This is a genomic window from Fructobacillus sp. EFB-N1 (genome assembly GCF_001038455.1).
GTDB classification, from domain to species: domain Bacteria; phylum Bacillota; class Bacilli; order Lactobacillales; family Lactobacillaceae; genus Fructobacillus; species Fructobacillus cardui.
This window is the reverse complement of record NZ_LDUY01000022.1, coordinates 49722-69040: the sequence shown is the minus strand read 5'-3', so window position 1 is coordinate 69040 and position 19319 is coordinate 49722. Positions and strand designations below refer to the sequence as shown.

General features: G+C 45.0%; 17 protein-coding genes. 16 read left to right on the top strand and 1 reads right to left on the bottom strand.

Features of this window, described 5'->3' with window-relative positions; genetic code table 11:
* Positions 1–18 precede the first annotated feature (18 nt).
* The 7 genes from plsX to udk all read left to right on the top strand — a co-directional run bounded on the left by plsX (position 19) and on the right by udk (position 5607).
* Positions 19–1047 (top strand): phosphate acyltransferase PlsX, encoded by a 1029-nt coding sequence (gene plsX, locus FEFB_RS05910; protein WP_047975385.1) that lies wholly within the window; start codon positions 19–21, stop codon positions 1045–1047.
* Positions 1048–1110: 63 nt separating this feature from the next.
* Positions 1111–1359, top strand: coding sequence for an acyl carrier protein (gene acpP / locus FEFB_RS05905; RefSeq protein ID WP_047975315.1), 249 nt, complete (start codon positions 1111–1113; stop codon positions 1357–1359).
* A gap of 82 nt (positions 1360–1441) precedes the next feature.
* Positions 1442–1915, top strand: a complete 474-nt coding sequence (locus FEFB_RS05900) for a SprT family protein (protein WP_047975384.1) — start codon at positions 1442–1444, stop codon at positions 1913–1915.
* 74 nt (positions 1916–1989) lie between these two features.
* Complete coding sequence (locus FEFB_RS05895; protein ID WP_047975314.1) at positions 1990–2205, top strand: hypothetical protein; 216 nt, start codon at positions 1990–1992, stop codon at positions 2203–2205.
* 99 nt (positions 2206–2304) lie between these two features.
* Positions 2305–3318 (top strand): substrate-binding domain-containing protein, encoded by a 1014-nt coding sequence (locus FEFB_RS05890; protein WP_047975313.1) that lies wholly within the window; start codon positions 2305–2307, stop codon positions 3316–3318.
* A 126-nt stretch (positions 3319–3444) separates the two neighbouring features.
* Positions 3445–4788, top strand: a complete 1344-nt coding sequence (locus FEFB_RS05885) for an MFS transporter (protein ID WP_047975312.1) — start codon at positions 3445–3447, stop codon at positions 4786–4788.
* 183 nt (positions 4789–4971) lie between these two features.
* Positions 4972–5607: a uridine kinase gene (udk, locus tag FEFB_RS05880; protein ID WP_047975311.1), complete on the top strand. Its 636-nt coding sequence runs from the start codon at positions 4972–4974 to the stop codon at positions 5605–5607.
* An 82-nt stretch (positions 5608–5689) separates the two neighbouring features.
* Here udk and FEFB_RS05875 read toward each other — a convergent pair whose 3' ends face one another.
* On the bottom strand, positions 5690–6541 hold the full coding sequence (locus FEFB_RS05875; protein WP_047975310.1) for a MurR/RpiR family transcriptional regulator: 852 nt from the start codon (positions 6539–6541) through the stop codon (positions 5690–5692).
* A gap of 151 nt (positions 6542–6692) precedes the next feature.
* Here FEFB_RS05875 and gnd point away from each other — a divergent pair, with 151 nt between their 5' ends.
* The 9 genes from gnd (at position 6693) to ruvX (ending at position 19311) form a co-directional block, all read left to right on the top strand.
* Positions 6693–7601, top strand: a complete 909-nt coding sequence (gene gnd, locus FEFB_RS05870; protein ID WP_047975309.1) for a phosphogluconate dehydrogenase (NAD(+)-dependent, decarboxylating) — start codon at positions 6693–6695, stop codon at positions 7599–7601.
* Positions 7602–7754: 153 nt separating this feature from the next.
* Positions 7755–9293, top strand: a complete 1539-nt coding sequence (gntK, locus tag FEFB_RS05865) for a gluconokinase (protein ID WP_047975308.1) — start codon at positions 7755–7757, stop codon at positions 9291–9293.
* Between the two features lie 49 nt (positions 9294–9342).
* Positions 9343–10725 carry a gluconate:H+ symporter gene (locus tag FEFB_RS05860; RefSeq protein ID WP_047975307.1) on the top strand — a complete coding sequence of 461 codons (1383 nt, stop codon included), beginning with the start codon at positions 9343–9345 and terminating at the stop codon, positions 10723–10725.
* Between the two features lie 145 nt (positions 10726–10870).
* Positions 10871–12481 carry an APC family permease gene (locus FEFB_RS05855; protein WP_047975306.1) on the top strand — a complete coding sequence of 537 codons (1611 nt, stop codon included), beginning with the start codon at positions 10871–10873 and terminating at the stop codon, positions 12479–12481.
* A gap of 191 nt (positions 12482–12672) precedes the next feature.
* Positions 12673–14100 carry an APC family permease gene (locus FEFB_RS05850; protein ID WP_047975305.1) on the top strand — a complete coding sequence of 476 codons (1428 nt, stop codon included), beginning with the start codon at positions 12673–12675 and terminating at the stop codon, positions 14098–14100.
* A gap of 99 nt (positions 14101–14199) precedes the next feature.
* Positions 14200–15534 (top strand): aspartate aminotransferase family protein, encoded by a 1335-nt coding sequence (locus FEFB_RS05845; RefSeq protein ID WP_047975304.1) that lies wholly within the window; start codon positions 14200–14202, stop codon positions 15532–15534.
* Between the two features lie 277 nt (positions 15535–15811).
* Positions 15812–18493 (top strand): alanine--tRNA ligase, encoded by a 2682-nt coding sequence (alaS, locus tag FEFB_RS05840; protein WP_047975303.1) that lies wholly within the window; start codon positions 15812–15814, stop codon positions 18491–18493.
* Positions 18494–18628: 135 nt separating this feature from the next.
* Positions 18629–18880, top strand: a complete 252-nt coding sequence (locus FEFB_RS05835) for an IreB family regulatory phosphoprotein (RefSeq protein WP_047975302.1) — start codon at positions 18629–18631, stop codon at positions 18878–18880.
* On the top strand, positions 18880–19311 hold the full coding sequence (gene ruvX, locus FEFB_RS05830) for a Holliday junction resolvase RuvX (RefSeq protein ID WP_047975301.1): 432 nt from the start codon (positions 18880–18882) through the stop codon (positions 19309–19311). The genes FEFB_RS05835 and ruvX overlap by 1 nt, the downstream gene beginning before the upstream one ends.
* Positions 19312–19319 lie beyond the last annotated feature (8 nt).

The following is a 19319-nucleotide window of genomic DNA, read 5'->3' as shown; positions in this document are numbered from 1 at the left end:
TTTAGGAGAAAAATTGTGATTAAGATTGCCATTGATGCGATGGGTGGGGACTTTGCCCCAGATGAAATTGTCAAGGGAGTTGAATTGGCCCGTGACCGTTACGCAGGCTTGGAATTCCAATTGTTTGGAACTGAAGCTAGGGTCCGCCCATTGATTCAAAATAATGACCGAATTACATTGATTCCAACGACAGAGGAAATCGAGATGGGCGAAGAACCTGTTAAGGCAATGAAAAATAAGTCAGACTCTTCTTTGGTGCGCGCTGCAACGGCCGTGAAGGAAGGGACAGCGGATGCGTTGTTCTCTGCCGGTAATACTGGTGCCATCCTGTCTTCTGCTATCTTTATCGTTGGTCGGATTAAGGGTGTTGACCGCCCTGCTTTGGCATCTGCTATTCCATCATTTGGTGGCCCTCACGATTCATTTGTTTTCATGGACTTGGGAGCTAATGCCGAAAATAAGCCAGCGCATCTTTACCAATATGGGATTTTGGGTAGCTTCTATGCGCAGTCTGTTATGGGCATTCAAAACCCTCGTGTTCGTCTATTAAATAATGGAGGCGAAGAAGACAAGGGGGATGAGACTCACAAGGCAGCCCACCAATTGATGAAACAGGCAACTGCTTTTAATTTCTTAGGCAATGTTGAGGCCCGTGAAATCTTGGAAGGAACTGCCGACGTCGTCGTTGCTGATGGTTTTTCTGGTAATGCCGCATTGAAGGCTATGGAAGGAACGGCTTTGACGATGATGGATCAGTTGAAGGATTCGATCAAATCAGCTGGATTCCGTGGCATGTTGGGTGCTCTCTTGATGAAGCCAGCCTTGCGCTCTTTGAAGCATAAGATGGACTTTAATGAACAGGGTGGTGCTGTGGTCTTGGGTGTGAAGGCACCTGTCGTTAAGACGCACGGTTCTGCTAAGGCCAATGCTGTTGCCAACACGATGGGCCAGATTCAAACGATGGTTCAGGAAAACTTGGTCGAAAAGACAACGGCCTTTATTAAAGAAAATGCCGACGCTTTGAAGGCAAAGAAAATTGAAAAATAAAAATCAGCCTGACGGTCGTGAATGATATTGCTCACGAGCCGTTAGTCGCTGAAGGAGTAACAAATGGCGTTTACAAAAGAACAGATTTATGACCGGTTAGCAAAGGAAGCCGCACAACGGTTTTCATTAAAGGCTGAGAAGGTTAGCCCCGATCTGAACTTTGCTAAGGATACATCGGCCGATTCAATTGATGTGGTTGAGTTGGTTTTAGAAGTTGAAGATGAGTATAATATGGAAATTCCAGACGAAGAGTTGGATTCCTTAACGACTCTGCAAAAGGTCGTTGATTACGTCTATGTTCACCAGGCGTGATCGTCGGCATGTTAGCCCGAAGGTGAAAACGCCACGGACGACATCCACGCATAAAAAACCAGCAGCGACTACTCATAGTGAAATTGGACGTGGCTTTGAATCGGCTGAACTCAGACAAGCTGATTTGCAGGCATTCGTTGAAAAAGTCTCTTTAGAGTTCTTTGGCCGGCCTTTTACGCACCAAGCGATCTATAATAATCGCTTGCAAACAACGGGTGGCCGCTACCACTTAGCTGACCATCATATTGACTTCAATCCGAAGATGGCCCATCGGGCTGATTTTATCGGTATTGTCAAGCACGAACTAACCCATTATCACCTCCATTTGGCGCACCGAGGCTACCAGCATAAGGATGCCGATTTTAAGAAACTCTTGCAACAAATCGGTGGATCGCGCTATGCACCGGCTTTAGAGCCAAGAAAGCAGCAGAGCGTGAAATGGCATTATCGTTGCCAAAACGGGCACGACTTTTATCGAAAACGACGAGTGGATACGAAAAAATATCGCTGTGGTCAGTGTCGAACACAATTGACCTTGGTTGAGGAAATGCGGTAGTTCCTGAAAAATTTCTTGGCCAAGTAAACCATTATTTTTTATGAATTATTTTTATGAATTAAAGGAAAGGAATCATGACCTTATTTAAAGTTGGCTGGAGTTTTCTAATTTTACTAGCCTACCCAATTGTATTTTTATGGGCAGCCAACCATGGCTGGCCAACCTGGTTAACCCTTGTTGCCGCTTTCTTCTTAATGCTTGTTGGTAGCTTCGGTTTCATGGGTATTGCTTACTGGCGTTACCGTCAACAAGAATTGCTTGACACGCACCAGGATGAAAATGTCTTGTAATTTAAATAAAAATGAAAAGGCCGTGTAAGCGTTTGCACAAACGGCCTTTTTTTGCTATGATTGAACTTTAGAATAGGCTTTATATAAGGAGTTATGGCGATGGCAGAGCAAAAGAAAAACGCAACAATTTATGATGTCGCCGAAAAGGTCGGAGTTTCACTGGCCACTGTTTCCCGAGTTGTTAATGGCAATGATAATGTGCGCCAGTCAACCAGAGACAAAGTATTGAAGGCAATTGACGAGCTAGGCTATCAGCCCAATGCGGTAGCCCGGGGCTTAGCCTCCAAGAAGACTACCACCATTGGCGTGGTCATGCCGGATGTGACGAATATTTTTTATTCTGAATTGACTCGCGGCGTTGATGACATCGCCCAAATGTATCAATACGATGCTTTGCTAACCAATACCGATGATGAACAGGATCGGGCAGTGACGGCTATCAAAAACCTGCTGACGAAGCAGGTCGACGGTATTATTTATATGGGGACTAAGCTCTCGGAGCCAGTGATGGCCATGATTCAATCTGCCGGCGTTCCGATTGTTTTGGCCGGATCGGTGGCCGAGAATGAAGCTTTGCCATCCGTCAATATCGATTATGTGACTGCCTTTGAAACGGTGACCACTAAGTTGCTCGCCCGCGGTCATCAACGAATCGCTTTGGTTCTTGGTTCAAGAGACCGGGCAATTGATCAGGATTTTCGTTTAGTTGGTTACCAACGTGCTTTGCAAGAAGCGGGCATCGATTACGCTGACCAGCTAGTCTTTGCAAAAGCACGGACCTATGAGGCTGGCCAACTACAGGCTGCTGATTTAATGGCCCAGGATGTGACGGCCGTTGTTGCTTACGATGATGAAATTGCCGTTTCCATCTTGAACTATTATCAGGACCATGGGTACAAGGTACCGGAAGACTTGGAAATTGTGACATCAAACAACACGAATTTTTCGATTGTTTCCCGACCAGAGCTTTCATCAATTAACCAGCCTAAGTACGATATTGGGGCCGTTGCCATGCGGATGTTAACAAAGTTGATGAACGGTGAAAAATTGACGGAAACACAAATTAAGTTACCATACACCTTGATTGCTCGAGGATCGACACGAACTAAATAATTAAACCAGGAAACTCATTCTAGGGCTTCTTTTTAATTTAGAATCATTATAAATAACTTGTCATTTTTGAATTTTTTCTATAGAATAAAGGGATAATCAACAAAGGGGGAAATTTCCTTGAAAAATATGAAGCGCTTATCGCTATTTTCGTTGGTCTTGTTATTGACATCCTTTACGATGTCAATCTCTCAGTCCACGATGACGACAGCCTATCCAATTTTAATGAAGCAGTTTGGAATTAATGCTGCTAACGTGCAGTGGGTGACCTCTGGCTTTATGGTCGCTATGACCTTAGTGATGCCTTTGTCACCCTGGCTGTTAGACAACATTCCATTGAAAAAGTTATTGAATTTGATTGTCGGTGTCTTTCTTGTTGGAACGTTGTATGCGATGGTCACGCCAAACTTTCTTGGTGTTGTGATTGGCCGCTTGTTAGAAGGAGTGGCTGTTGGGGCACTCTTTCCAACTTACCAGGCGGTAATTTTGGAAAATACACCAAAGGATGACCGTGGTGTGGCAATGGGGACCGTTGGTCTGGTAATGGGTTCGGCATTGGCTGTTGGTCCAATCGTTTCCGGGATTGTTCTGCAATGGGGATCATGGCGGATTTTGTTCGGCCTATTCTTTATCGTCTTGCTCGTCTTGATTATCACCATGCAGTCCAAGATTGAAAATACGCACAAATTAGAGCCACGTAACTTTGACTTTATGTCTGCTTTTCTTCTGATTGGCTTTGCCGGTATTCTTTATACGATTTCAGTCTTACCCGCTACTGGTTGGAATTGGCCGCTGGGACTGATTTTGCTGTTTTCCGTCATTTTCTTGTTGACCTTTGTCGTTCGCCAGTTGAAGGAAGAGACACCATTTTTGGATTTGCGGGTTTTCAAGTACCAGGGTTATTTGCCCGCCATGCTATTAACGGGAATGTCTTATTCTGGCTTAATTACCGCGACAGTTTTGATGCCATTGTACTTCCAAAAGGTTTATCATTTGGTACCGGTTATTTCAGGTCTGTTGATGATTCCGGCGGCCGTCTTTTTGTCTTCCATGAACCCACGTGCTGGTCGGCTGCTTGAGAAGATTGGCTTGCGCCCATTGGTTTTGCTCGGTTCAACCATGATGGTTTTGGGTTATGTAGACTTAGCTGTCTTTGGAACAAAGTACCTGTTGCTGGCCATCATTGGCGCCATGCTTCTGGAAGGTGGGAATGCCTTCATCATGATGCCAGCAGTTACGGCTGCCAACAATGCTTTGCCTAAACACTTGGTTTCTCACGGTACAGCCATCATTACGACTATGCGCCAGGTGATTGGGGCGACATCGATTTTGGTTGCCAGTATCTTGATTGGTGTGTTTATCAAGTCGACCTCCTATGGGGCTGCTTTGAATCACACGGCTGCTTGGTTTATCTTGATTCCGTTATCTGGTTACTTATTGGCCAGTCGAATTCGCGTCCAAAAGCAAGATTAAAAATCAGCAAAGGAAATTGCTTTGATTTGAAGCTCGAAATTTGACAGACAAATTTCGGGCTTTTTATGTCGCGATTTTCTTTTTTGAAACAAAATGATACTAGCTTTTAGGGCCGTTATCACGTAAAATAGGTTAGATAAGAAAAAATAATTGAGTGGGCTTTTTAGCCCCTTGGAGGCAATTTTGGCAAAGAAACCGTTACTAATTGGTATTACAGGTGGGTCTGGTTCTGGTAAGACCACCGTTTCCAAGGCGTTAATCACTCGTTTAAGTGCAAACCAGCCAGTTTTGTTGCAGCAAGACGTTTACTATAAGGACCAGTCGGGCAAGCCAATGTCTGAGCGGGTTAAGACGAACTATGATCATCCGGATTCGATTGAAACTGATCGATTCGTCGCTGATTTGGAAAAGTTGATTGACTACCAGGCAATTGATATTCCGGTTTATGATTATGCACAACATACACGATCAAGCGAAACGGTTCATATTGAGCCGGCTGATGTGATTATTGTTGATGGGGTTTTGCTTTTCAACGATGCGCGTGTTCGCCACTTGCTTGATTTGAAGGTGTTTGTTGACACTGACGATGATATTCGCTTTATCCGTCGTCTCCAACGCGACACGCATGAGCGTGGCCGGACGGTTGAAGGAGTGATTGAGCAATATTTGGCAACCGTTAAGCCAATGCACAATCAATTCGTTGAACCCACAAAGCGTTATGCAGACATTATCGTACCAGAAGGTGGAGAAAACTTTGTGGCCATCGATATGTTGATGAACCAGGCAATTGCCATGGTTGAAAAAGAAGAACAAGAATAGCACGTAAAAACGCACTGTTGATTAACAGTGCGTTTTTTTTGTTGACTAATGCTGATTTTTAAGCAAAGGTCCGAAATAGTGGTTAATGGAGGCGGGTGCTCTCAATCACATCGCGCATGGTATCGACGACGTGTTGCGTTTGTGTTGGGAGCTTTGAGCCTGCAAGGGTGAAGAGCGTGTCGATAATGGTTAACTGGGCGACCAAAGAAGACATCGATTCTGACCGGAAGTTAATTTCTTCAGCTAAGGACAAGAAGACTAAATCAGCCATCTTGGCCAAAGGAGAATCGGCGAAGGAAGTAATCGCGATAAAGGGAACTTGGTTGTCCTTTAACTTTTGGGCAACAAAGAGGGTATCTTCGTTGCGACCGGAGTGGGAAATCACGACGGCGGTGTCTTGTGGCGTTAACTTGACGGCTTGCATCAATTGGATATCGTAATCGGGATGAGAAATGACATCGATTGGGGTACGTAAGAATTTATGGTAGGCATCAAAGGCGGCAATCGAAGAACCACCAATTCCAAAGAATCCAACTCGCTTCGCCGAAGTCAGCCATTTCACCGCTTGGTCTAATTTTTCGGCGGATAGGTTATCGATGGTCATTGAAAGGGCGTTTTGGGCACCGGCAAAAACTTTTTTTGTAATGGCGGCGGTGTCATCAGCATCCTCAATTTCACCAAACAAGTCAACGGGCGGCTTTCGTTGATTATAAGAGGCGAGGGCCACCGAAAAGTCGCGATAGGAGGCGAAACCGATTTTTTTAACAAAGCGTGAGATGGAAGCGGTCGATACGCCAGTTTCTTCAGCCATTTCACGGATGGTGCCGGTTGCGGCTTCGGCGGGTTTGGCCTTAATATAAGTAATCAGTTTACTTTCGGTCTGATTATAACCGGCCGGATTTTGTCCGAGTTTAACAAAAATTGAATTTGACATAGTTGTCTCTCTTTATTATTGAAGAACTTAAGAATATAAATACTATACCGAAATTGAAATTCATTTTCAATTATCGCTTGCATCATGTAAATAATTTTCATATAATAGAATTTGTAGTTTAATAGAAGAATTCAAAAAAGAGGTAATACACATGAAGTTTGCCATGATCGGCCTTGGTAAGATGGGTCTTAACTTGGTTAAGAACGCCGTTGACAATGGTCACGAAGTTGTTGCATTCGACTTGAACAAGGATTTTGTTGCAGAAGCAGATGCCTACTCAGACAAGGTTGAAGGCGCAAGCACAATCGATGACATGTTGGCTAAGTTGCCATCACCAAAGGTTGTTTGGGTAATGGTACCAGCTGGTGTTCCAACAAACTCAACAATCGATACTTTGATTGAAAAGATGGATAAGGGCGACATCATCATTGATGGTGGAAACTCAAACTACAAGGACAACTTGGAACAAAACAAGCGCACCACTGCAGCTGGTTTGAAGTTCTTCGATGCTGGTACTTCTGGTGGAATGTCAGGTGCTCGTAATGGTGGAAACTTCATGATTGGTGGCGATGACGCCGAAGCATGGAAGACAATCGAACCATTGTTTGCTTCAATCGCTTTGGAAGATGGTTACTTGTACACTGGTCGTTTGGGATCAGGTCACTACTTGAAGATGGTTCACAACGGAATCGAATACGGTATGATGCAAGCCATCGCCGAAGGTTTCGAAGTATTGGAAGCTTCACAATTCGATTACGACTACGAAGCAGTCGCAAAGTTGTGGAACCACGGTTCAGTTGTTCGTTCATGGTTGATGGAATTAGCCGAAGAACAATTTGCCAAGGATCCAAAGTTGTCAAAGATTTCTGGACGGATGCACTCATCTGGTGAAGGAAAGTGGACAGTTGAAGAATCACTTGACTTGGAAGTTCCAGCCCCAGTTATCTACTTGTCACTTGCAATGCGTTACCGCTCATTGCAAGAAGACACGTTCACTGGAAAGGTTGTTTCAGCATTGCGTAACGGCTTTGGTGGACACGCAATGGACGCTGCTAAGTAATTTAAGATTTGTTTTGAAACTTGCTCCCGTTACTTGGGGGCTTTTTCTTTGAAAAGCCTATTCTATCAAGCGTTTTGCTATTCTAGATTAAGCTAATTTATCAGAAAAAAGGCCGTGTGGCCTTTTTTCTGGAATTGTGATGGAGAAATAATCATGGATTATATGATTGGTATCGACTTAGGAACGACCTCGACCAAGGCCGTTTTGTTCGATGATCAAAACCAAGTGGTGGCCCAATCGAACGTTGGTTATCCTTTATACCGGGACCAAACAGATATGGCGGAAGAAGACTTAGATGAAATCTTTGTTGCTTTCACCAATGCTTTAGCTGCCGTCGTTCGTAAGGCCAAATTGAGCGAAGGAAACAAGGTTGCAGCTGTTTCTTTTTCATCAGCAATGCACTCATTGATTGCTTTTGATAAGGATTGGAAGCCACTGACACGTGTGATTACTTGGGCCGACACTCGTGCGGTTAAGTATGCTGATGAATTGAAGGAATCTGGTCAGGGGATGGAAATCTACCAAAAGACCGGAACGCCAATTCATCCAATGGCACCTTTGTCAAAGTTGCTTTGGTTGAAGAATGACCAGCCAGATATTTACAACAACGCTGCTCATTACTTGGGAATTAAGGAATATTTGTTCTTCCGTTTGTTCGGTGCAAACAAGATGGATATTTCAATTGCCTCAGGAACTGGTTTGTTCAACATCTTTAACTTGGATTGGGATGAACAAGCTTTGTCAGTCACTGGTTTGTCAAAGGACCAGTTGCCTGAACCTGTCTCACCATATGAATATGAAACCAAGATGAAGAGCGACTACGCAACGGTTCTTGGTTTGCCTGCTGATACACCATTTGTTTATGGTGCTGGTGACGGCCCATTGTCAAACCTTGGTGTTGATGCCGTTCAACCTGGTGTCGCAGCGATTACGATTGGAACTTCTGGTGCCATCCGTGTCGTTTCTGACAAGCCTGTTATCGATCCAAAGGGCCGGACATTTACTTATGCCTTGGATAAGGATCACTGGGTTGTTGGTGGACCAGTGAACAACGGTGGCGATGTCTTCCGTTGGGCCCGCGACAACCTCTTTGATGCCGAGAAGTCAACGGCTGCATTGCTTGGGCAAGATGCTTATGACTTGATGACTGAAGTGGCATCGAAGATTCCTGCTGGTTCAGATGGCCTGCTCTTCCATCCATATTTGGGTGGTGAACGAGCACCAATTTGGGATGCAAACGCTCGTGGTTCATTTTTCGGTTTGAACCATTCACATACTCGTGCAAACATGATTCGTGCCGTTCTGGAAGGAATTACCTTTAACGTCTATATGGTTTCCTTGGCCTTGGAAGAAGTTGTTGGTTCATTGAAGTCCATCCAAGCAACTGGTGGTTTTGCTCGCTCACCTTTGTGGCGACAAATGTTTGCTGATATCTTTGAACAACCTGTAACAGTGCCACAAGCCTTTGAATCAGGGGCGTTGGCAGCTGTTGTTGTTGCTCAAAAGGCCTTGGGTCAAATTGATGATTTGTATGAAATCTCGAAGTATGTTGGTAAGTCAAACACTTATCAACCAGATCCAGAAAACTTCGAAGCGTACCGGGAATTGGCACCAATCTTTATTCGCTTGTCACGCCAATTGCAAACTGAATATGATAACATTGCCGACTTCCAGCGTAAGCACATGAAGTAAGGCGCAGAGATAATAGGAGTAGAAAGCCAACTGGCTTTCATATGGATAAATGGAATTTGTTATGTTATTCGTGTCCATCTTACTCTTGCTGGTTTTAATCACCAAGTTTAAGTTGAACACCTTTGTATCGTTGGTCATCACGGCCTTCGTTTTGGCCCTTTTGTTGGGCATGAATCCGTCAAAGATTCCGGACGCCGTTTTGGGCGCTCAAGGAATGGGAAACATCTTGGGCTCAAACGCCGTTATCTTCATCTTTGGTGGGATGATTGGTCGTTTGGTTGCTGATGCTGGTGGCTCTTATCGAATTGCTAAGACCTTGATTGCTTGGTTCGGTTTGAAGCGTTTGCAATGGGCCGTTCTGTTAGCTTCCTTTATCATTGGAATTTCAATGATTTTCGGAGTCGGCATGGTTTTGTTGATTCCAATCGTCTTTGCTGTTGCCATTGAAGCGGGTGTCCCATTGCTTTACTTGGGGATTTCAATGACGGCTGCCTTGTCATCTGCACAAGGTTTCTTGCCTCCACAACCAGCTCCAACTGCTGTTGCCTCACAATTGGGCGCAAACGTTGGTTTGATGTTGATTGTTGGTTTGGTTGTTTCAATCATCACGGCCGTTGTTGCCGGTCCTGTTTATACAAAGTTGGCACAGAAGTTTGCTCCTGATGCCTTCCAATTCAAGGAACATATCGAAGCAGTTGGTGAAGTGAAGGAATATGACTTGGATAAGTCACCAAGCTTTGCTTTGTCAGTTTTGACTTCTGTCTTCCCATTGATCTTTATGATTATCGCCACTGTTTATAAGCTGGTGGTTTCAGGTGGAAAGGCCCCAGCTAATCCCGACATGGTTTACCGAGTAATTGATTTCTTGGCTAACCCAGCTGTTGCGATGACGATTTCTTTGATCTTTGCTGTCTTCGCGATGGGACCTGGTCAAAAGCGTTCAATGAAGGATGTTGAAGCTTCATTGACTGAAGGCTTGAACTCTGTGGCCGGCATCTTGTTGATTGTTGGTGGTGGTGGTGCCTTGCGTGGTGTTTTGGTGACATCAGGTATGTCAAACCAAATCGCTCACTTGTTCCAATCATCAGGTTCAATGTCTCCTATCACGATTGTTTTGTTTGCTTGGGCAGTGGCCTCATTGCTTCGAATTGCCGTTGGTTCAGCCACGGTTGCTGGTATCACGGCTGTTGGTGTCGTGAACGGTATCTTAGCTGCTAACCCACACGGTGACTTGTTACTCGTCTTGGTTGCCTTGGCCATTGGTGCAGGTTCATTGATTGCTTCACACGTTAACGATGCTGGATTCTGGATCTTTAAGGAATACTTCGATTTGACGGTTAAGCAAACCTTCCAAATCTGGACGGTTTTGGAAACAGTTATTTCCGTAACTGGTTTGATTGTTATCTTAATTATTACGGCACTTTTTGTTTAAATCAGTGCAAAAAAAACTGTTGGTATTAACAACCAACAGTTTTTTTGTATAATAGAGTTGCAATTTGTAATCGTTCTGGTACAATAGTGACCATTGGTGATTCACATGTAAGTGGTCACTTCGATAAATGTGATGGAAGGATATTATGAAATCTCATAAAATTGGTTTATTACAACTTGTTCTTTTGGGACTAGGATCATTGATTGGTTCTGGTTGGCTGTTTGGTTCTTGGGAGGCAACTCGTGTTGCTGGGCCGGCCGCCATTATCTCATGGGTGATTGGAGCGGCCGTGATTGGCGTGATTGCTTACACCTATATTGAATTGGGAACGATGTTTCCGCAGTCGGGTGGAATGTCAAAATTTGCTCAGTATACCCACGGTTCACTCTTAGGCTTTATTGCTTCATGGGCGAACTGGGTATCACTGATTACTTTGATTCCAATCGAAGCGGTGGCGGCCGTTCAATATATGTCAACTTGGCCTTGGAAGTGGGCAAACTGGACGCACCATTTCTTAAGTAATGGTCAAATCACGACACCAGGTTTGCTCGTTGTCTTTGGTTTCATCGTGATTTTTACGTTGCTAAACTACTGGTCGGTGACCTTGTTGACTCGCTTTACTTCAGCAATCTCATTCTTAAAAATTGGGGTACCATTGTTGACGATTGCCATGTTGACCATTTCAAGTTTCCACCCAGGAAACTACGGCTCAACTGTTCACCAGTTCATGCCATATGGAACAGCACCAATCTTTGCGGCAACAACTGTTTCTGGTATTATCTTCTCTTTTAATGCCTTTCAAACAATTATTAACTTCGGTTCAGAAGTTAAGGACCCAACAAAAGATATTTCTCGCGGAATTGTGATTTCTTTAGGAATCGCGGCGGTCTTGTACATTTTGATTCAATCAACCTTTATTACGGCTATTGAACCATCTGAGATTGCTAAATTTGGTTGGCACGGAATCGATTTCCAGTCACCATTTGCTGATTTGGCCATCTTACTTGGCTTGAACTGGTTGTCAATCTTGCTGTATACGGATGCCTTTGTTTCACCATTTGGAACTGGTGTTTCCTTTGCGGCCTCAACTGGTCGTGTCTTGGCTGCGATGGCCTCCGATAAGCATATCCCACAATACTTGGGTAAGATTAACGAAAAGTACGGTATTCCACGAATGGCCATGGTCACGGATGCTATCTTGTCAATGATTATGGTCACGGTTTTCCGGTCATGGGGAACCTTGGCGGCTGTGATTTCAACTGCTACCTTGATTGCTTATTTGACGGGACCAGTTACGGTTATGTCATTGCGGAAGATGGCGCCTGATTTCAATCGACCATTTAAGTCGAAGAGCATGAAATACATGGCTCCTTTGGCCTTTGTATTGGCTTCATTAGCGACTTATTGGGCAATGTGGCCAACTACAATTGAAGTTATCTTGATTATTGTCTTGGGGCTGCCATTTTACTTCTTCTACGAGTGGAAGCAGGGCTGGTCAATGGACCGCGCTAAGCAGCAAATCAAGGGATCTTCCTGGTTGCTTTGGTACTTGGTTGCCTTGTCAATTGAATCATATATTGGTTCACACGAATTTAATGGAATCGGCCTTGTGAAGTACCCATTGGACTTCGTGATGATTATTGTCGTTGCTTTGGCCTTCTACTTCTGGGGAACGGGATCACGCTTGGTTACCAAGCATTTCCGTCGCGCCAAGAAGATTAATGATACGGTTGAAGTTGAAGAACCTGAACTTTAATATTGATTTAAACAAAAAGAATCGGTTAATCCGGTTCTTTTTTTAATTCAGCAAGGAATTCTTTAGATTACAAGGGGATAAATGAGAGGCCATAAAGTCAACAAAGCTAGTATTAATAAAGTATTTGACATTTAAATTAGAAAATGCTAATATTTTTGATAGTTTATAAATTAAGAAAGTAGGAGATGCTTATGGCAGATAAAAGCGGGATGGGCTCTTGGTTTAGGAGAGCTGATCCATCAGCGTTCGAACAAAGTGATGCCCATCTGAAAAAGACACTGGGTGTGAAGGAAATGTTGGCTTTGGGAGTCGGAACAATTGTTTCAACTGCCATCTTTACCTTGCCAGGAATCGTGGCAGCGAACCACGCGGGGGCAGCCGTTACCTTGTCCTTCGTGGTTGCTGCGGTCGTTTCTGGTTTGACAGCCTTTGCTTATGCGGAGTTTGCTTCTGCTTTGCCATTTGCCGGTTCCGTTTATTCTTGGGCCAACGTTGTCTTTGGTGAAGTTTTCGGTTGGATTGCCGGTTGGGCCTTGTTGGCTGAATACTTTATCGCCGTTGCTTTCGTTGCTTCTGGTTGGTCAGCCAACTTCCACCAATTCCTAGCTAATTTTGGCTTGTCATTGCCAAAGGCCTTGAATGGCTCTTTTGCTGCCGGAAACGGTGGAGTGATTGACCTTTTCTCACTCTTGGCCGTTTTGATTGTGGCCACTTTGCTTTGGAAGGGAACGAACACGACTGCTAAGGTTGAAAATACTTTGGTTGTCTTGAAGGTCTTGGTCATCTTACTCTTTATCGTTGTTGGTGCAACTGCTATCCACCCTTCAAACTATGCTAACTTTATTCCAGCTCATAGGCCGGGAACAACTTTTGGTGGTTGGCAAGGAATTTCAGCGGGAGCTTCACAAATCTTCTTGGCCTATATTGGCTTTGACTCGATTGCTGCCAACTCTGCTGAAGCAAAGAACCCACAGAAGACGATGCCTCGCGGTATCATTGGTTCTTTGATTATCGCCACTGTCTTGTTCGTGACGGTTGCCTTGGTCATGGTTGGAATGTTCCACTATACCCAGTATGCTAACAATGCTGCGCCAGCTGCTTGGGCCTTGGAAAAGGCTGGACACCCACTTGTGTCAAACATTTTGTCTGTTGTTGCCTTGGCTGGTATGTTTACGGCCATTATCGGAATGATGTTGGCTGGTTCTCGTTTGCTCTATGCCTTTGGCCGTGATGGTTTGTTGCCAAAGTTCTTGGGTGACGTTAACGGCAAAGGTTTGCCAAACAACGCTTTGCTGGTCTTGACTGTCATTGCCGTTTTGGTTGGTTCTGTCTTCTCATTCAACGAATTGGCCGGTTTGATCTCAGCCGGAACGTTGATTGCCTTTATCATGGTTTCAGTTGGGGTTTACGCCTTGCGTCCACGTGAAGGAAAGGACTTGCCAGTACCTGGCTTCAAGATGCCACTTTACCCAGTTCTGCCTGCTTTGGGTGCCTTGGGTGCTTTCTATATCTTCTGGTCATTGGATATCCAGGCTCGTGTTTATGCTGGCTTCTGGTTTATCTTAGGCCTGTTGGTTTATATGTTCTATGGTTCACGCCATTCACGTTTGCACAAGTAAATCAGCACAACTTTACTCAATATTTTTTATTGAAAGCCCGGAAATTTCCGGGCTTTTATTGTATAATGATTAAAAACAAATGAGAAAACGAGGTTGGGTATGAGTAGAAACTTAGATATTTTAGCCGAAGAGGATCAAAACCGAAATGAAGCAGCCCGGATTAAGTATTTTGATTTAGTGGTGCAATCGGGCTCTGGGGCGACGGTGACAGATGCTGATGGGAAGACCTATATTGATTTGTTGGCCTCGGCTTCTGCCATTAACTTTGGGCATTGCCATCCAAAAGTGGTTCAGGCTATTAAGGATCAGGCTGAACAGCTGATTTTGTATACGCCAGCTTATTTCGCGAATACGACCACGGCGAAGCTTTTGGACCGGCTGTCTCAATTAACGCCAGGCGACTTTACCAAGAAAGTTGCTTTAGGAAATTCGGGTTCAGATGCCAACGAGGCGATGATTAAGTTTGCTAGAGCTTATACAGGGCGGCCAAATGTGGTGACCTTTACCGGTGCGATGCACGGGTCGACCTATGCAGCCTCGATTGCTTCAGCGATTTCATTAAATCAGGTCCGCAAAATTGGTCCGTTGATGCCTGGCTTTTATAAGGCACCATTCCCGGACAGCCATGACCGATTGCCAGGAGAAAATGAGCATGGCTTCTCCTTGCGTAAATTTGCTGAATTTAAGCAACTTTTTGAGAGTTATGTGCCGGCGGATGAAACGGCGCTGGTCTTAATTGAACCAATCCAGGGGGACGGCGGCATCATCAAGGCGCCGCAAGAATACATGGATTTGGTTTATCAATTTACCAGAGAAAACGGCATTATTTTTGCAGTTGATGAAGTCAACCAGGGCTTAGGCCGGTCCGGCACGATGTGGTCGATTGATCATTTCGGGATTGTACCTGATTTGCTAGCCATTGGAAAATCGATTGCCTCTGGTTTGCCATTGTCAGCCGTCGTTGGGAAGGCTGAAATCATGGATGCCTTGCCTGCACCGGGCCACCTCTTTACGACTGGGGGAAATCCGGTGGCAGCCGCAGCTGCCTTGGCTGGTTTGGACGTCTTAGAGGAAGAAGACTTAGTTGGTCGATCAAAGCGGCTGGGCAATCGAGTGCAAGAATACTTTGATCAGGCTAAACAACATTATACCTGCCTCGGCGATGTACGAATCTACGGTCTTGATGGTGGCATTGATATCGTTGACAAGGATGGCCAGCCTGACGCCCAATTGGCGAGCCAAATCATTTTCAGGCTCTTTGATTTAGGGGCCGTTATGATCACGCTTCGGGGCTTTATTTTGCGTTTCCAGCCACCTTTGGTAATTACAGAGGAACAGCTTGACCAGGTCTTTGCAATGTTTGACCAGGTCTTTACGGAAGCTGACAATGGAACTTTGAAGCCATTGCCAAAAGACCGTGCAATTGGCTGGTAAAGAGACTTTCGCCAAGAAAAAATTGTGCTATAATTATCTATAGTAACTGGATATGCGGTCTTATAGCTTCCTTTTAGCAAGGTGTTGGTTGATGGAAAACACTAGGAACATAAGTTCGTGCTCCCAGGATAAATGCCGAAATCGGCCGCATCCTAGCGTTATCAGGACTTAAAGGTAAAGATTGGAAAGATCATTACAAACAGCGGTGGTACCACGGTCACGCGTCCGCTCTTTGTTTTGGTCTTTTTTTATTTAACCGAAAACCAAAGGAGAACTCATGAAAGAATTATCATCAGCTGAAATTCGGCAAATGTTCTTAGATTTTTTTGCCAGTAAGGACCACTTGGTGGTACCGGCCAAGTCATTGGTTCCAGAAAACGATCCATCACTATTGTGGATTAACTCTGGGGTGGCCACTTTAAAGAAGTACTTTGATGGCTCTGTTGTGCCACCAAAGCCTCGATTGACCAATGCGCAAAAGGCCATTCGAACAAATGATATTGAAAACGTTGGTAAGACTGCCCGCCACCATACGCTTTTTGAAATGATGGGGAATTTCTCAATTGGAGACTATTTCAAGGAAGAAGTGATTCCTTGGGCTTGGGAACTCTTAACTTCACCAGAATGGTATGGTTTGGACAAGGAAAAGCTGTACGTCACGGTTTATCCAAAGGACCAAGAGTCACGCAAAATCTGGGAAGAAAAGACTGATTTGCCAGCAGGTCACGTCTACGAAGTCGAAGATAACTTTTGGGATATCGGTGAAGGCCCTTCAGGTCCCGATTCTGAAATTTTCTATGATCGTGGTGAAGCCTTTGCTGATTTGCCAGCAGATGATCCCGAAATGTATCCAGGAGGCGAAAACGAACGCTACTTGGAAATCTGGAATATCGTCTTCTCACAGTTTAACCACTTGCCTGGATTAACGGACAACAGTACGTACCCAGAATTGCCACATAAGAACATTGATACGGGAATGGGACTTGAACGATTGGTTTCTGTTTTCCAAAATGGTCGGACAAACTTTGATACGGACTTGTTCTTGCCAATTATTCACGAAACTGAAAAATTAGCTAATGGTGCCAAGTACGACGAAACCAAGGATACGGCCGAAAACGTTTCCTTTAAGGTAATTGCTGACCATATTCGAGCAATTTCATTTGCCATCGCTGACGGTGCTAAGCCAAGTAACGAAGGTCGTGGCTACGTTATCCGCCGCTTGCTTCGTCGAGCTGTTTTGCACGGCCAAAAGTTGGGCATTCAGGGTGAATTCCTGACGAAGTTGGTACCAGCCGTGATTAGTACATTGGATTCTTACTATCCAGAGTTGAAGGCCAACCAGACTGAGATTGAGAAGACAATTTTGGCTGAAGAAAAGCGATTTAACAAGACTTTGAAGGCTGGTTTGTCACTCTTGGACGAAGTGATTGCTGAAGCCAAGAAGAATGGTCAAAAGGAAATTTCTGGTGCAGATGCCTTTAAGTTGTCTGATACCTACGGTTTCCCAGTTGAATTAACGGAAGAACAGGCTGAAGATGCCGGTCTGTCAGTTGATCTGGCCGGCTATCAAGAGGCTTTGCAAGAGCAGCGTGATCGTGCGCGCGCCGCTCGTTCAACCGACAATGCCATGGGCGTTCAAAACGCTGCCTTAACAGACTTGAAGGTCCAATCAATTTATGTTGGTTGGACTGATAAGGCGGTTCTTGGTGCCAAGGTTGTTGCTGTTTTGGTTCACGATGAAAACGGCGTGGCCCAAGTAGCAACAGAAGCTCATGCTGGCCAAACAGCTTGGTTGGTCTTTGATAAGACACCATTCTATGCTGAAATGGGTGGCCAAGTTGCTGATTTTGGAACGGTTAAGGATGAAAATGATAATATCTTAGCCCAAGTGACCGACGTTCAAAATGGACCAAATGGCCAACACATCCATACGGCGCAAATTATGGCCGATGTGAAGGTCGACCAGGTGGTTGACTTGGCCATCGATTTGGACCGCAACCGTGCTGTGTCGTTGAATCACACGGCTACTCACATGTTGGATCAGGCATTGCGGAATGTGATTGGTGGGGATGTCCACCAGGCTGGTTCTTTGGTGGAACCTGAGTACTTGCGCTTTGACTTTAATCACGAAGGTCCGGTTGACCAAGCAACATTAAATCAGATTCAAGACCAGGTTAACGAGCAAATTGCCAAAAACTTGCCGGTTACTTGGGAAGAAATGTCTCTTGAGGATGCCAAGAAGGTTGGCGCCGTGGCGGTCTTTGATGACAAGTACGGTGATACGGTTCGAGTGGTTTCCATTGGTGACTATAACCAGGAATTTGATGGCGGAACTCACGCCCAGTCAACGGCTGAGTTGGGACTCTTTACGATTGTTTCTGAATCCGGTATCGGGGCGGGTGTTCGTCGAATTGAAGCGTTGACTTCAATTCCGGCCTTAACTCGCTTTGAAGCAGAGGAACAGACACTTGCTGCCATTGCCAAGAGCTTGAAAGTACCAAACCTTTTGGCCGTGAAGGACAAGATTGAAGAGGTTCAAGCTGATTTGAAGACCGCTAATCAGCAGATCGAGGCGATGCAGGCACAATTAGCTGCCTTGCAGGCTGGCGAACTCTTCAATAGTCCAAAGCAAATTGGTCAATTAACGGCCGTGATTGCTCAGGTCAAGGTCGATAACGCCGGTGGCTTGCGCCAAATGGCAGATGTTTGGCGCGACAAGGGTGCGTCAAATATCTTGGTTTTGGCTGCTGCCATTGGTGACAAGGTTAATTTGTTGGTTGGTGCTGATAAGACGGCCAACGCGACTGGCATTAAGGCAGGGGATCTGGTCAAGGCCATTGCTCCAACTGTCGGTGGTGGTGGCGGTGGCCGGCCTGATTTGGCCCAAGCCGGTGGAAAGGACCAAAGCAAGATTGCTGAAGCCCTCGACCAAGCCGAAAAAATCATTGGTCAAGCTTAATACATTCTTTGATAGAAGGTCGACGGAGGACAACTGGCAAATTGGTCAGCTTGGAATTTAGTCGGCTTTTTGCTTGGAAACGTGTTAAACTAAAGACAAGTAAAAGTGAAAATTGTGAAGAAAGGAGTGTGTACGATGAGTGTGAACGATAAGACTGCGATTTTTGACTTCGGTAACCAGGCACCAAAGGATATCCATGAAACGATGGTATTGGTTTATGCCGCTTTGGAAGAAAAGGGTTACAAACCAATCAATCAGATCGTTGGGTATTTAATGTCTGGCGACCCAGCTTATATTCCCCGACTCCATGACGCGCGTAATTTAATTAAGCGTCACGAGCGCGATGAAATCATCGAGGAGCTCGTACACGCCTATTTAAATAAGTAATGCGGATACTAGGACTTGATGTAGGCTCAAAAACAGTTGGTGTAGCCGTTTCCGACCCAATGGGGTGGACGGCACAAGGGGTGGAAATCATCCGCATCAACGAGGACGAAAAAGTCTTTGGCTTAGACCGCTTGGGTGAAATTATCCAAGAAACAGGCGCAAAAGGCGTCGTTTTAGGTCTGCCTAAGAACATGAACAATACCGAGGGTCCTCGTGCCGAAGCGGCGCGAGCGTACGCTAAAATGGTTGAAGACCGTTTTAGCTTGCCTACTGATTTTCAAGATGAACGGCTAACAACGGTTCAGGCGGAACGGATGCTAATCGAAGAGGCGGATGTTTCTCGGAAGAAGCGTAAGAAGGTTATCGACAAGATTGCCGCAGAATTCATTTTGCAAAATTATTTGGACGCTAACGGTAAGTTGACTAAGTAAATCTGTTT

Bases quoted from the DNA above. Each gene is read 5' to 3' on its own strand.
- acpP (WP_047975315.1), top strand. From the start codon at position 1,111: ATGGCGTTTACAAAAGAACAGATTTATGACCGGTTAGCAAAGGAAGCC.
- FEFB_RS05895 (WP_047975314.1), top strand. From the start codon at position 1,990: ATGACCTTATTTAAAGTTGGCTGGAGTTTTCTAATTTTACTAGCCTAC.
- FEFB_RS05890 (WP_047975313.1), top strand. From the start codon at position 2,305: ATGGCAGAGCAAAAGAAAAACGCAACAATTTATGATGTCGCCGAAAAG.
- FEFB_RS05885 (WP_047975312.1), top strand. From the start codon at position 3,445: ATGAAGCGCTTATCGCTATTTTCGTTGGTCTTGTTATTGACATCCTTT.
- FEFB_RS05875 (WP_047975310.1), bottom strand. From the start codon at position 6,541: ATGTCAAATTCAATTTTTGTTAAACTCGGACAAAATCCGGCCGGTTAT.
- gnd (WP_047975309.1), top strand. From the start codon at position 6,693: ATGAAGTTTGCCATGATCGGCCTTGGTAAGATGGGTCTTAACTTGGTT.
- gntK (WP_047975308.1), top strand. From the start codon at position 7,755: ATGGATTATATGATTGGTATCGACTTAGGAACGACCTCGACCAAGGCC.
- FEFB_RS05860 (WP_047975307.1), top strand. From the start codon at position 9,343: ATGGAATTTGTTATGTTATTCGTGTCCATCTTACTCTTGCTGGTTTTA.
- FEFB_RS05855 (WP_047975306.1), top strand. From the start codon at position 10,871: ATGAAATCTCATAAAATTGGTTTATTACAACTTGTTCTTTTGGGACTA.
- FEFB_RS05850 (WP_047975305.1), top strand. From the start codon at position 12,673: ATGGCAGATAAAAGCGGGATGGGCTCTTGGTTTAGGAGAGCTGATCCA.
- FEFB_RS05845 (WP_047975304.1), top strand. From the start codon at position 14,200: ATGAGTAGAAACTTAGATATTTTAGCCGAAGAGGATCAAAACCGAAAT.
- alaS (WP_047975303.1), top strand. From the start codon at position 15,812: ATGAAAGAATTATCATCAGCTGAAATTCGGCAAATGTTCTTAGATTTT.
- FEFB_RS05835 (WP_047975302.1), top strand. From the start codon at position 18,629: ATGAGTGTGAACGATAAGACTGCGATTTTTGACTTCGGTAACCAGGCA.
- ruvX (WP_047975301.1), top strand. From the start codon at position 18,880: ATGCGGATACTAGGACTTGATGTAGGCTCAAAAACAGTTGGTGTAGCC.